General features: G+C 66.3%; 12 protein-coding genes. 5 read left to right on the forward strand and 7 right to left on the reverse strand.

The features are described 5' to 3' along the window. The first annotated feature begins 8 nt into the window (after positions 1–8). From pstC to LOK44_RS07485, 4 genes are read left to right on the forward strand one after another with little or no spacing between them, the layout of a single operon-like run. Positions 9–1,058, forward strand: a complete 1,050-nt coding sequence (gene pstC, locus LOK44_RS07470) for a phosphate ABC transporter permease subunit PstC (RefSeq protein WP_237569358.1) — start codon at positions 9–11, stop codon at positions 1,056–1,058. Then, a complete protein-coding gene (gene pstA, locus LOK44_RS07475) occupies positions 1,055–1,957 on the forward strand; it encodes a phosphate ABC transporter permease PstA (RefSeq protein ID WP_237569359.1) in 903 nt (300 codons plus the stop codon). Before pstC ends, pstA begins: the two co-directional genes overlap by 4 nt. Before the next feature lie 7 nt (positions 1,958–1,964). Then, positions 1,965–2,735: a phosphate ABC transporter ATP-binding protein PstB gene (pstB, locus tag LOK44_RS07480; RefSeq protein ID WP_237569360.1), complete on the forward strand. Its 771-nt coding sequence runs from the start codon at positions 1,965–1,967 to the stop codon at positions 2,733–2,735. Between the two features lie 54 nt (positions 2,736–2,789). Continuing rightward, entirely contained in the window at positions 2,790–3,539 is a 750-nt protein-coding gene (locus tag LOK44_RS07485) for a winged helix-turn-helix transcriptional regulator (RefSeq protein ID WP_372481199.1), read from the forward strand. A 59-nt stretch (positions 3,540–3,598) separates the two neighbouring features. Here the strand turns inward: LOK44_RS07485 and LOK44_RS07490 are convergent, their stop codons facing one another. From LOK44_RS07490 to LOK44_RS07500, 3 genes are all read right to left on the reverse strand, one after another. After that, on the reverse strand, positions 3,599–3,991 hold the full coding sequence (locus tag LOK44_RS07490; protein ID WP_237569780.1) for a MerR family transcriptional regulator: 393 nt from the start codon (positions 3,989–3,991) through the stop codon (positions 3,599–3,601). A gap of 11 nt (positions 3,992–4,002) precedes the next feature. Next, positions 4,003–5,532 carry a SulP family inorganic anion transporter gene (locus LOK44_RS07495; protein ID WP_237569361.1) on the reverse strand — a complete coding sequence of 510 codons (1,530 nt, stop codon included), beginning with the start codon at positions 5,530–5,532 and terminating at the stop codon, positions 4,003–4,005. A gap of 178 nt (positions 5,533–5,710) precedes the next feature. Beyond that, positions 5,711–6,685 carry a quinone oxidoreductase family protein gene (locus tag LOK44_RS07500; protein ID WP_237569362.1) on the reverse strand — a complete coding sequence of 325 codons (975 nt, stop codon included), beginning with the start codon at positions 6,683–6,685 and terminating at the stop codon, positions 5,711–5,713. Positions 6,686–6,766: 81 nt separating this feature from the next. On the opposite strand from LOK44_RS07500, the gene LOK44_RS07505 reads away from it, so the two are divergent. Continuing rightward, positions 6,767–7,270 carry a MarR family winged helix-turn-helix transcriptional regulator gene (locus tag LOK44_RS07505; RefSeq protein ID WP_237569363.1) on the forward strand — a complete coding sequence of 168 codons (504 nt, stop codon included), beginning with the start codon at positions 6,767–6,769 and terminating at the stop codon, positions 7,268–7,270. Here LOK44_RS07505 and phoU read toward each other — a convergent pair. From phoU to LOK44_RS07525, 4 genes are all read right to left on the reverse strand, one after another. Continuing rightward, positions 7,267–7,935: a phosphate signaling complex protein PhoU gene (phoU, locus tag LOK44_RS07510; protein ID WP_237569364.1), complete on the reverse strand. Its 669-nt coding sequence runs from the start codon at positions 7,933–7,935 to the stop codon at positions 7,267–7,269. The two genes, LOK44_RS07505 and phoU, sit on opposite strands and share 4 nt — an antisense overlap. Before the next feature lie 81 nt (positions 7,936–8,016). Beyond that, entirely contained in the window at positions 8,017–10,113 is a 2,097-nt protein-coding gene (locus LOK44_RS07515) for an LCP family protein (protein WP_237569365.1), read from the reverse strand. 239 nt (positions 10,114–10,352) lie between these two features. Further along, positions 10,353–11,486: a tRNA dihydrouridine synthase DusB gene (dusB, locus tag LOK44_RS07520; RefSeq protein ID WP_237569781.1), complete on the reverse strand. Its 1,134-nt coding sequence runs from the start codon at positions 11,484–11,486 to the stop codon at positions 10,353–10,355. A gap of 74 nt (positions 11,487–11,560) precedes the next feature. After that, positions 11,561–12,562: an acyl-ACP desaturase gene (locus tag LOK44_RS07525; RefSeq protein ID WP_237569366.1), complete on the reverse strand. Its 1,002-nt coding sequence runs from the start codon at positions 12,560–12,562 to the stop codon at positions 11,561–11,563. Positions 12,563–12,626: the final 64 nt, after the last annotated feature.

Below are 12,626 nucleotides of genomic sequence, written 5' to 3' on the forward strand. Positions count from 1 at the left end.
ACTAGCAGATGGCTGTCACACCAGATTCGACCGCTGTGGACTCGTCGGCGACGACGGCGAGCCCACAGCGGGTCGGGCATACTCCAGATGAGCCAACCAAGAACCGGAAGGGGTCGGCTTTGAGGCAGGGCGAAGGGCGTTGGGGCGACACCGTCTTCAAGTCCATTGCGATCGCTGCCGGCGCCACCATCATCGGCGCGATCGCCCTGATGGCGCTCTTCCTGATCGTCAAGGCAATCCCCTCGCTGCAGGCCAACCAGGCGAACTTCCTGACAACCACCGAATTCCTCACCAGCGACTCGGAGAACCTGCGGTTCGGCATCCGCGATCTGTTCATGGTGACAGTGCTGAGTTCCGTGTTCGCGCTGATCATCGCCGTACCCATCGCGATCGGCATTGCGGCGTTCCTGACGAATTACGCACCGAAGCGGTTGGCGAGGCCCTTCGGCATGTTGGTCGATCTGCTGGCAGCCGTGCCGTCCATCGTCTTCGGCCTGTGGGGGATCTTCGTCCTCGCGCCGTGGCTGACGCCGGTGGCGACCTTCCTCAATGACAGCCTCGGCTGGTTCTTCCTGTTCTCCGATGGCAATGTGTCGCTGGCCGGTGGTGGAACGATCTTCACCGCAGGCATCGTGCTCGCGGTGATGATCCTGCCAATCATCACCTCGGTGACCCGCGAGGTATTCGCGCTCACCCCACGGGGCCACGTCGAAGCTGCCCAGGCTCTCGGCGCCACCAAGTGGGAAGTGATTCGGATGACGGTCTTTCCCTACGGCCGCAGCGGCATGATCGCGGCGTCGATGCTCGGCTTGGGCCGCGCCCTCGGCGAAACCATCGCGATTCTCATCATCCTGCGCACCGCAGCGCAGGCGGGTCACTGGTCGCTGTTCGACGGTGGCTACACGTTCGCATCCAAGATTGCCTCGGCCGCAGCGGAGTTCAGCGCTCCACTGCCCACGGGTGCATACATCGCCGCTGGCTTCGTGCTCTTCGCGCTGACCTTCGTGGTCAACGCGCTCGCGCGGGCGGCGGCCGGCGGAAGGGTCAGCGGAGGATGACGGCAACACTCGATCAGGCGGTGAAGGGTCCCACCTTCCACCCGGTCAGCGGCGCTCGCAAGCTCAAGAACAACATCGCTACGACGCTGTTCACCGCCTCGTTCGTGCTCGCAATGGTCCCGTTGGTCTGGCTTCTCTACACAGTGCTGGCCAAGGGCATCACCGCGGTCACCTCGTCGACGTGGTGGAGCCATTCGCTGGCCGGTGTCCTGCCCGAGCAGTTCGCCGGGGGCGTCTATCACGCGATTTACGGCACCCTCATCCAGGCGGCGATCGCCGCGGTACTCTCCGTGCCGTTGGGCGTCATGGCGGCGGTGTATCTAGTGGAGTACGGGCGAGGCCGCTTCGCCAAGGTGACGACGTTCATGGTCGACATCCTCGCCGGAGTGCCATCGATCGTGGCCGCGCTCTTCATCTTTGCGCTGTGGATCGCGACCCTGGGATTCGAGCAGAGTGCCTTCGCCGTGTCGCTGGCACTGGTGCTCCTGATGCTCCCAGTCGTCGTCCGCAACACCGAGGAGATGTTGAAGCTCGTTCCCGACGAGTTGCGAGAAGCGTCGTACGCGTTGGGGATTCCGAAGTGGAAGACCATCATGCGGGTCGTCGTTCCCACCGCCCTCCCCGGCATGATCAGCGGCATCCTGCTGGCGCTGGCCAGGGTCATGGGTGAGACGGCTCCGGTGCTCGTCCTGGTCGGTTACAGCCGGTCGATCAACATGGATGCCTTCGAGGGCAACATGGCGTCACTGCCATTGCTGATCTACACGGAACTGGTCAATCCGGAATCCGCGGGAGCCCTGAGGGTTTGGGGTGCTGCACTGACCCTGATCCTCATCATCGCTGCGCTGTACCTCGGCGCCGCATTCGTCAACCGCTACCTGACGCGGAACAGAGTTTAGGAGCAACATGGCCAAGCGGCTGGATCTCAAGGATCTCAACATCTACTACGGCAACTTCCACGCCGTGTCCAACGTCGGGCTTGCGGTTCTGCCGCGCAGTGTCACGGCCTTCATTGGACCGTCCGGCTGTGGCAAGTCGACTGTGCTTCGCACTTTGAACCGGATGCACGAAGTCATCCCGGGCGCCCGGGTCGAAGGTTCGGTGCTGCTCGATGGCGAGGACATCTACGCGTCGGGCATCGACCCGGTGAGCGTCCGCAAGACCATCGGGATGGTGTTTCAACGGCCGAACCCGTTCCCCACGATGTCGATTCGCGACAATGTGGTCGCCGGCCTCAAGTTGCAAGGGGTGCGCAAGAACCTCGACGAGGTCGCCGAGCAGTCACTCCGGGGCGCCAACCTGTGGAACGAGGTCAAGGACCGCCTCGACAAGCCCGGTGGCGGTCTGTCCGGCGGCCAGCAGCAGCGCCTGTGCATCGCGCGGGCGATCGCGGTACAGCCCGACGTGCTGCTGATGGACGAGCCCTGCTCGGCTCTTGATCCGATCTCGACGCTGGCGATCGAAGACTTGATCTCGGAGTTGAAGCAGCAGTACACGATCGTGATCGTCACGCACAACATGCAACAGGCTGCCCGCGTGAGCGATCAGACCGCATTCTTCAACCTCGAGGCCACCGGCAAGCCCGGCCAGCTCGTCGAGGTCGACGACACCGAGAAGATCTTCTCCAACCCGACGCAGAAGGCCACCGAGGATTACATCTCGGGCCGCTTCGGCTAACGGGCCCTGCATGCACGTCGCGCGGGGGCGGCGTGACGGGCGGGGCGGTGTCTCGTGAGTCTTGAGGTGCGGCGGTACGAGCCGTCTCTCGACTTCGGTGAGCGTCGCGTTGCCCCCACGTCCAAACGGGGAACGCTGCTCCTCGTCGATGGCGATGCGGCGGTCGCTTCGCGGTTGATGAACGACGCCGCGAGGATCGGAATCGACACGACGTGGTGCGACGACGGTGCCGAAGCGCTCGTCACCGTCGGCGTCGAGCAGCCCGACGTGTTGGTTCTCGCTGCCCAAACCCATGTCGTCGGCGCAGCCCAGATCACCGCCGCAGTGCGCAGCCGATGGAACCTGCCCATCTTGATCGGCTCGCCGAGTGCCGACGCGGCCACGAGCGCGGCGATGTTGGCCGGAGCGTCGGCGCTCATCACGCGTCCGTACGACATCAGCGCCATTGCACCGTTCGCCTTCAACGGAAGTCATGATCCCCCGAACGACTTGGTGTTCGTCGCCGGCCCCATCGAGGTGAACCGGGACGGATACGAAACCCGCGTCCGAGGGCGAGACGTGCAGCTGACTCAACGCGAACTCGATCTCTTGGTGTATCTCATCGAGCGCCGCGGACGGGTCGCCAGCAGTGACGAGATCAGCCGCGCGGTATGGGGGCACCCCGCAGACACGAATACCGTTGCCGTGCACGTGCGGCGGCTGCGTGAGAAGCTCGGTCACGATCCGGAGCACGGGGAGTTCATCCGTACCATCCGTGGTGCCGGCTACCGGTTGGCGCCGTCGATCTCGCACGGCATCGGTTGACCCACCGTCTATTGGATGCGCAGGCTCCACCGAGCATGCGGTGTCGCTCCGTTGGTCGCCTATTCGGGGTGGCCGCCCGCTTCGGCGGCTCTGGCGGCGAGCAACTCGGTGAGTTCCTCGGCGTATGCGAGGTGCTTTCGCAGTTTGTCGGCGCTCTCCTCGGCCTTGGCGCGGTAGTCCCGAAGATGCTGCGCTGCCTCGGCGCGTTCGTTCTCTGGAGCCACGTCGTCATCGAGGACTGCGAGCGCATCCAATAGGTCTCGCATCTCGGCGAGGCTGAAACCCAACGGCTTCATTCGCCGTATCACCAGGAGTCGGTCTACGTCGGCTTCGGTGTAGAGACGGAAGCCGCCCGCCGACCGCGCCGACGGTGTCACCAGTCCTACCTCGTCATAGTGACGCACCGTGTTGATCGACAGTTCGGTGCGTGCGGCGACCTGCCCGATCTGCATGTGCTCGTCGGTCAATGCTCTGCACCGAGTGAGCCCGAGAGCCTGTCGTGGCGATCCGCCGAATCGGTGTTCAACCCAACGATTTCCACGTGCTTTCCCCTGGCCTGGTACTTCGTGGTGACCGCATCGAGCGCTGCCACCGTGGAGGCATCCCAGATGTGCGAGTCGGACATGTCGATCACGACGTTCCGGGGATCGTCGGTGTAGTCGAACTGGTACACCAGGTCATTGCTCGAGGCGAAGAACAATTCACCGGTGACGCGGTAGACGACCGAATCCGGTGTGCCGTCGTGGTCGTCGTCGGTTTCCGCGATCTTCTCCACGGTGACCATGTGGGCGACGCGGCGCGCGAAGAGCACCATCGCCGTCAGTGCACCGACGATGACGCCGTAGGCGAGGTTGTGCGTGGCGACGGTGACGATCACGGTGACCAGCATGACCGTCGTTTCGCTACGTGGCATGCGGCGCAACGTCGCTGGCTTGATGCTGTGCCAGTCCATCGTTCCAACCGACACCATGACCATGACCGCCACGAGTGCGGCCATCGGGATCAGCGCGACGATGTCGCCTAGCCCGACGACGAGCGCGAGCAGGAACAGCCCTGCCAGGAACGTCGAGATCCGGGTGCGGGCACCGGAAACCTTTACGTTGATCATGGTTTGGCCGATCATGGCGCAGCCGCCCATGCCGCCGAAGAATCCGGTGACGATGTTGGCGACGCCCTGCCCCCAGCCTTCGCGGGTCTTGTTGCTGTGGGTGTCGGTGATGTCGTCGACGAGCTTGGCGGTCATCAACGATTCGAGCAGGCCCACCAATGCCATGGCCAGCGCGTACGGCGCGATGATCGTCAACGTCTCCCAAGTCAACGGCACATGGGGAAAGAACAGCGCAGGCAGGCTCGAGGGGAGTTCGCCCTCGTCGCCCACATTGGGGATCCGGACCGAGAACACGATTGCCGCTGCGGTGAGCACGACGATGGCGACCAGTGGCGCGGGAACGATCGTCGTGAGCTTCGGTAGGAACACCATGATGATCAGGCCGACGGCCACGAACGGGTAGACCAGCGCGGGCACGCCCAGCAGGTGCGGCAGCTGCGAGGTGAAGATCAGGATCGCCAGGTCGTTGACGAATCCGACCATCACGCTGCGCGGGATGAACCGCATCAACCGGGCCACACCCAGCACGCTGAGCAGGATCTGCAACACACCTGCCAGCAGAACCGCGGCCACGAAGTAGTCCAGCCCGTACTGACGGGCAAGGGGTGCGATCACCAGGGCGATGGCGCCGGTCGCCGCGGAGATCATCGCAGGGCGGCCGCCCACGATCGCAATGGTCACGGCCATGGTGAACGAGGCGAACAGTCCGACGCGGGGGTCGACCCCGGCGATGATCGAGAACGAGATCGCCTCCGGGATCAACGCCAACGCCACGACGAGGCCGGCCAGCACCTCGGTCTTCAGTCGCTTGGGTGAACGTAGCGCCGCCATCACCGAGGTGCTGGGATCGCCGGCTTCGCGCACGTTGGAGGCCGGGGTGGGCATGGTGGAACGGGACACGTAGTTCCATTCAGGTGGGGCACCGCGGTGCCAATCGATCGGTGAAGGAGCATGTCGCGCCGATGCGACGGTTCGCGACCCTGCGAGCCAACTGCTGCGAGTCGCGTCATCAACCGAATCGGATACTACTCTCACCCGAGAGGAGAGTCTCTATCGCTACGGTTCAGGGGACCAGGACGACGCGGGTTCCCGAAGGCTCGGCGGTCGTCCACGCCTTCTCGACGTCGCGCAGTGCGCGCGTGGCGGTCTCGAGGCGCAGGTCCCCCGAGGCGACCATGTCGAAGATCCGGGGCAGCGCCTCGGTGCGGGCGTTCGCCATCACCTCGGGCGGCACGCTGCCGATGCCCACTCCCGACAGGACGATGCCCGTCCCGCGGAGGATGCCCGAGGGCAGCTCGATCGGATCGCCTGCGATGGAACCGATCTGGACGAAACGCGTGGCGTGGTAGTGCGCCGCTGGGTGGCTGTCGGCCAGCGCGGTGAGCGTACTTGCCGCGGGCTGGCCCCACAGGTAGTCGAGCACGGCGTCGAACGGCCGCTCGGCGTGCAGCGCACCGACGCGCGACGCGAGGTCCTCGTCGCGCATGGCGATCGCGTCGTCCGCGCCTGCGCTTCGCAGCCAGTCCAGTCGGGCTGAATCACGGCCGGCGACCACCACGCGACCGGCGCCGAACACGTTCTTGGCCAGTTGCGCCGCCATCGAGCCGGTGACGCCGGTGGCGCCGAGGATCAACACGTGGTCACCCGGCCGCACGTTGGCGGCGTACGAGAGTGCCGTCCACGCCGAGATGCCTGGATTGGGCACGGCCGCGGCGGTCACGGAGTCGACGCCGTCGGGCAGCTCGACGAGACCCGAGGTGCCGACGAGCGTCCGCTCGGCCATCATCCCGTGGGGCGCCAGCGAGGTCCCGTACACCCGGCGGCCGTCGGCGAGGCGGGCCACGCCGTCGAAGCCAGGGACCGCCGGGAGCGGGACCTCCTTGCTGGCGTAGTGCGTTCCGGAGACCAGGGCGCGCGTGAGATTGGTCAGTGCGGATGCCTCGACGGCTGCGACGACGGCGCCATCGCGTTCCTCGGGATCGGCGACCTCGGCGTACACCGGGGTCGCGCCCCACTCCTCGACGACTGCTGCGAACACGAGCGCCTCCATTGTTTCCGTAGCAACGGTTTCTATGGAAACAATGTACGGCGGTAGGGGCGGGCTGACAAGATGGTTTCCATGAAAACCAAGTCGGCGCTGGTGGCGGACGTCAACGAGCTGCTGATCGCGGTGAAGGACAAGCTGGAGCCAGACGAGGACGGCGACGCCGAACGGGACTACATGGTCGAGCGCTGCCCGCCCCGCCTCGAGGGGGCGTTGCGCTCGCTTCCCACCCTGACCATGCACCTGCTGGCACACCTCGCCGACGGCGCGACGGGCGTGGTCGGGCTGGCCGCGCGCTCGGGGCAACTCAAGGGCACGGTGTCCAAGCACGTGCAGCGGCTGGTCGAGGCGGGGCTGGTGGTACGCAGGCCGATCCCAGGCAACCGCAAGGAGATCGAACTCGCGTTGTCGGACGACGGCGAACTCGTGGTGGCAGCGCACACCGCGATGCACGAAGAGATGGCCGACGGCGTCGGCGAGTTCCTACGGAGGTACGAGAATTCTGAACTCGAGGTCATCGCCAAGGTGCTCCGAGACCTCTCGACGGCCCGCAAGGTGGGCGTCAGGCTGGTGCCCTAGAGCGGCGTCGGGACTTCATCTTCGGCCGGGAACTGCCCGGTGACCTGGAAAATGACCCGGCGGGCGACCTCGACGGCGTGATCGGCGAAGCGCTCGTAGAAGCGGCTCAGCAACGTCACGTCGACTGCCGCGGTCACGCCGTGCTTCCACTCGCGGTCCATCAGCACGTTGAATAGGTGGCGGTGCAGGTCGTCCATCGCATCGTCTTCTTCGCGGATGCGGGCGGCCTTCTCCGGGTCGCGAGTGAGCAGGACCTCTTGGGCGCTGCTGCTCAGTTCGACTGCGACCCGGCCCATTTCGGCGAAATAGCCATTGACCTCCTCCGGCAGCGCGTGCTGCGGGTGGCGGCGCCGGGCGATCTTCGCGACGTGCAGCGCGAGTGCTCCCATGCGGTCGAGGTCGGCGACGATCTGGATCGCGCTGACGATCGAGCGGAGATCGCCAGCAACCGGTGCCTGCAGGGCAAGCAGCACGAATGCGGACTCCTCGGCGCTCACGCTCAGCGCACTGATTTGTTCGTGGTCGGTGATCACCTGTTCGGCCAGCGCCAAGTCGGCCTGCAGCAAGGCCTGGGTCGAACGCTCCATGGCGGCGCCGGCAAGGCCGCACATCTCGCCGAGCTGATCCGACAGGGCAGCCAATTGCTCGTGGTACGCGGTACGCATGGAGGCCAGCCTACGTTCCGAACTGGTGAAACGTCACGACGCTGCAGGTGAACGTGCGGTGAATGGCGTCCCCGCGCTTCGTCACTCGCAGGTGGTGTCGGCGGCGTTGGTGACCGTCAGGTCCTCGGGGAGGTGGGTGGGCTCAGTGCTCGAGTCCTTGAGGACCCGCACCTGCACCGGCAGGCCGCTCGGGGTGGGCGGTGCCACGGAGGCGAAGTCCGATCCGAGGACCACGCGGATCTCACTGCCCATGCCGGACACGCGCTCGATGGTGGGACTGGAGAACGATGAGGCGACCGTCGCGGCGGCCTCCTCATTGCCTGCCGAGAAGAACACGGTCGTGTTGTCGAGCGGACCCGGGTAGTCGTCCGGTTCGACGGTGTTGAACCCGTGGTTCTGTAGCTCGGTCGCTGCGGTCGTGGCCAACCCGTCCTCGCCGGTGGAGTTCGACACCCGCACGGTGATCGCGGTGGGGTCGGTGGCGACGGCCTCGACCATCTCGTCGGCGCTCTCCGGCTCGGCGCCGTTGGGATCGGATTCGGCGCTGCTCTGCGTCTCCGACGGCGGGGCGTCGTCGGCGGGCTTCTCCTCGGGCAGCGGATCGTCGTTGATGATCGCGTCGAACAACGCGCGCATGTCGTCCATGCGGGGTGTCTCGTTGCCGTACTCGTCGGCGTAGCCGACGGTGGGCACCGTCACGAACGTGATCCGTCCCGCGTTGACGCCCTGCACCGACTGCCCGAGGTCGACGAGGTCCTTGGTGTCGATGTTGTCGACGTAGCTGTCGGCGATGAACATGTTGACGACGTTGTTGAGCTTGCTCAGCGAGAAGAACGTGTCCCTAGATATCAGGGAGCGCAGCAGCGACGACAGGAACAGCTGCTGGCGCTTGATCCGGCCGTAGTCGCCGTTGGTCTCGGTGGTGACCTGCCGAGCGCGCACGTACTGCAGGGCAGTGTGGCCGTCGACCATCTGGCGGCCGGCGGTCGGCAGGACCGTGCCGAGTTCGTAGTCTTCGAGCGGGGTGGTGCTGCAGACCTCGACGCCGCCGAGCGCGTCGACCATCTTCGAGAAGCCGGCGAAGTCGACGGCCATGAAGCGGTTGATCGACAGGCCAGACAGCTTCTGAATGACCTTGACCAGACACTTCGGCCCACCGACGGCGTATGCCGAGTTGAGCTTGGTCTCCGTGTAGACCTCTTCGAGGCCGTACATCGGGGACTCTTCGTCGGTGATCGGCCCGTAGGCGCGGGTCTCGGGGTTCCACGGCTCGCACTCCTGTGGCGTGATCGCGAGGTCGCGTGGGAAGGACACCGCGACGACGCGTTTCCGGTCCGCGGGGATGTTGACCATCATGATCGTGTCGGATCGCGCGCCGTCGGCGTCGTCGGTGGTGCCCGCACCCAGCTCGCTGTTGACGCCGAGGCGGGTGTCGGTTCCGACGATCAAGAAGTTCTCGTCGCCGAACTGTGCGTTCGGGTCGAGGATGTCGCGCGAGTTGGGGTCGAGCGCCGACACCTTGTTGAGGCTGCGGTTCTTCATCGACTGCCACTGCCACGCCGATCCGGTGAGCGCGAGTGCGAACACGGCGATCAGGGCCGCTGCGACGCGTCCGACGACCATGGCCGACCGCCGCCGCCGGTGATCCCGAACGGCAGGGATGACGCGGGTCTCGCCGATGCGTTCGGGCGCAGCGGCAGGCTTGGACTTGCCGGTCAGCACCGGTAGTTCGGAGGCATGCGAGGCGTAGGCGGGGAGGATGTCGGTCTTCGGATCGGCCTCAAAGGCGCCGAAGGCCAACACGGGCGCCGGTTCGGGCTCGGGTTCCGGTTCGGTTTCGAGTGCCGGTCCGTCCTCGGGATCGGGTTCCGGCTCGGGATCCTCGCGGGCGCGGCGTCGGCGGCGCTCCTCGCGCTTGGCCGGGGGAGCCGTACCGGCGACCTTGGCGATCAGGTCGGCGACGGTGACGACGCCGTCGGTGTGGTTGCCCGCGGGAGGGTCGAACTCTCCCTCGGCGGGGTCCTCGTCGGGCTCGCTCGGCCGTGGCACGGGACTCGCTCCCCGCTCCCACGGCGCGGCGCCTGGCGTCGGACGGGTCGATCGGGTAAGCCATTGACTGTCGTCGCTCGACCCGTCAGGACGCGGACGGCCGGGAGTGGCGTTGTCGCCGTCACTCATGTCCCGGTGGCCTCCGACTCTGATCGACGCTCGTTCACCCGAGCGCTCGTACTCGCCTCTGTCGAGACGTTTCGAATTTCGTGCTCACTAGTCTTGTAGCAGCACGATGACGGCTCCGCTAGTTGGAGCCCTTCACGATGGACTCCCATCGTACTGAGACATCCTGAGAACGGGCCAGTCAGCGGACGTGACAGTGCAGCGTCGGTGCGGTCTCGACGGCATCTCGTGAGACGTCTCGCCTAGCCGCCGGAATGCATGACGTCGGCCGCCGTGGGCACCGTGCAGTCGTCCGGATCGTCGAGCCAGCCATCGGGTAGCGACACCGACGCAGCGGACCCCTGCCGGCCGCGTGGCCCCTCGGCCGCACGGGGGAACGGGACGTCCGGGTCGAGTTGGGCCAGCAGGTCGTCGAGTTCGGAGAGCGTCTTGACCAGCGCCAACCCGCGACGCAGGTCTGCGCCGGCGGGGAACCCGTGCAGGTACCACGCGACGTGCTTGCGGATGTCGCGCATCGCCTTGTCCTCGCCGAAGTGGTCGGTGAGGAGTTCGCCGTGGCGGCGGATGATCCGGCTGACCTCGCCGAGGGTGGGCGGCGTCTTGATCGGTCGCCCGGCGAAGGCCGCGGACAGCTCGGCGAACAGCCACGGCCTGCCGAGGCAACCGCGGCCGATGACCACGCCGTCGCATCCGGTGGCGTCCATCATCGCGATCGCGTCGCCGGCGTCGAAGATGTCGCCGTTGCCCAGCACGGGTATCGAGGTGACGTGCTGCTTGAGTTCGGCGATCTGCTCCCAGTCGGCCGTTCCCGAGTAGCGCTGGGCGGCCGTGCGGGCGTGCAGGGCCACCGCGGCCGCACCTTCCTCGGCGGCGATCCGGCCCGCGTCGAGATGGGTGTGGTGCGCGTCGTCGATGCCGATGCGGAACTTCACGGTGACGGGGATGTCGGTGCCCTCGGTGGCGCGTACCGCCGCGGCGACGATCTCGCCGAACAGCTTGCGCTTGTACGGCAGTGCCGCGCCGCCGCCCCTGCGGGTGACCTTGGGCACCGGGCAGCCGAAGTTCATGTCGATGTGGTCGGCAAGCCCCTCGTCGGCGATCATCTTCGCCGCCGCGTAGGTGTTCACCGGGTCGACGCTGTAGAGCTGCAGTGAGCGCGGTGACTCGTCCGGCGCGAACGTCGTCATGTGCATCGTGACCGGATGACGTTCCACGAGCGCGCGGGCGGTGACCATCTCGCACACGTAGAGGCCGCTGACGGTGCCCTCGCGGGCCAGTTCGAGTTCGCGGCACAGGGTGCGGAACGCGACGTTCGTGACGCCGGCCATCGGCGCCAGCACGACGGGGCTGCGCAAGGCGAACGGCCCGACCTTCAGCCCGGGGGCAGGAGCGAAGCGACTCGGGGGAACGAAGTGTGCGGATCGGGCCGTGTCCGTGTCTGGGAGGGGGCTTACGAGGACGATGATCCCACCAGGAGGTTCTTGCGGGCCTTCTTCTCGGCGACCTGACGCTCGCGCTCGAGCCGGCGCTGCTTGGCCGTCTCGAACTTCTCGCAGGCGTCCTCGAGTTCCTCGATCAGCACGCCGAGGTCGTCGCGCATCTCGGCGGCCTCGCCGGTGAAGTCCTCGCGCTCGAAGATGCGCCACTTCTTCAGGACGGGCATCACGACGTCGTCGAGGTGAATCCGCGGGTCGTACACACCGCCGACGGCGATGGTGACGGCGCGGCGCCGGAACTCCGGCACGGTGTACCCGGGCATCTTGAAGTTGCGCAGCACCCGGTGCAGCGACTTCATCGCCTGGTTGGGCGCGATGTCGAGACCGGCGGCCGAGACGTCGCGGTAGAAGATCATGTGCAGGTTCTCGTCGGCGGAGACGCGGGCCAGCAGTTGGTCGGCGACGGTCTCGTTGCACGCCTTGCCGGTGTTGCGGTGCGAGACGCGCGTGGCGAGTTCCTGGAACGTCACGTAGATGACGGAGTCGAACAGGCTCTCGGCGAACATGTCGCCCTGGCCGTGCTGGCCGGGGCTGAAGCCACGGGTGACCTGCTCGAGCCGGATGGTCTCGAGTTCGACCGGGTCGATCGCGCGGGTGACGATGAGGTAGTCGCGCAGGGCGATGCCGTGCCGGTTCTCCTCGGCGGTCCAGCGGTTGACCCACCAGCCCCAGGGGCCGTCCATGCTGAAGTTCATCGCGATCTCGCGGTGGTAGGACGGCAGGTTGTCCTCGGTGAGGAGGTTCTGCACCATGGCGGTCTGGGCGATGTCGGACAGCTTCGACTGCTCGGGGCTCCATTCCTGCCCGCCGAGCGCGTAGAAGTTCTTGCCGTCGGACCACGGGATGTAGTCGTGCGGATTCCAGTCCTTGCGCATGGACAGGTGCCGGTTGATGTTCTTCTCGACGACCGGTTCCAGTTCGCGCAGCAGGTGCAGGTCGGTCAAATCGTTCGACATATGCCTATGTACTCCTCGCGTCACGGGGGATGAGCCCTCGCAGTTATCTGTACCCGGTGGTTGC

Origin of the sequence: Mycolicibacterium lacusdiani, from assembly GCF_021916785.1 — a bacterium.
GTDB lineage: Bacteria > Actinomycetota > Actinomycetes > Mycobacteriales > Mycobacteriaceae > Mycobacterium > Mycobacterium lacusdiani.

What these genes read in the sequence shown, in the direction of transcription:
- LOK44_RS07515 (WP_237569365.1), bottom strand. Translation starts at nt 10,113, where the DNA reads ATGAGTGACGGCGACAACGCCACTCCCGGCCGTCCGCGTCCTGACGGG.
- LOK44_RS07490 (WP_237569780.1), bottom strand. Translation starts at nt 3,991, where the DNA reads ATGCAGATCGGGCAGGTCGCCGCACGCACCGAACTGTCGATCAACACG.
- LOK44_RS07505 (WP_237569363.1), top strand. Translation starts at nt 6,767, where the DNA reads ATGAAAACCAAGTCGGCGCTGGTGGCGGACGTCAACGAGCTGCTGATC.
- LOK44_RS07525 (WP_237569366.1), bottom strand. Translation starts at nt 12,562, where the DNA reads ATGTCGAACGATTTGACCGACCTGCACCTGCTGCGCGAACTGGAACCG.
- pstA (WP_237569359.1), top strand. Translation starts at nt 1,055, where the DNA reads ATGACGGCAACACTCGATCAGGCGGTGAAGGGTCCCACCTTCCACCCG.
- pstB (WP_237569360.1), top strand. Translation starts at nt 1,965, where the DNA reads ATGGCCAAGCGGCTGGATCTCAAGGATCTCAACATCTACTACGGCAAC.
- pstC (WP_237569358.1), top strand. Translation starts at nt 9, where the DNA reads ATGGCTGTCACACCAGATTCGACCGCTGTGGACTCGTCGGCGACGACG.
- LOK44_RS07495 (WP_237569361.1), bottom strand. Translation starts at nt 5,532, where the DNA reads ATGCCCACCCCGGCCTCCAACGTGCGCGAAGCCGGCGATCCCAGCACC.
- phoU (WP_237569364.1), bottom strand. Translation starts at nt 7,935, where the DNA reads ATGCGTACCGCGTACCACGAGCAATTGGCTGCCCTGTCGGATCAGCTC.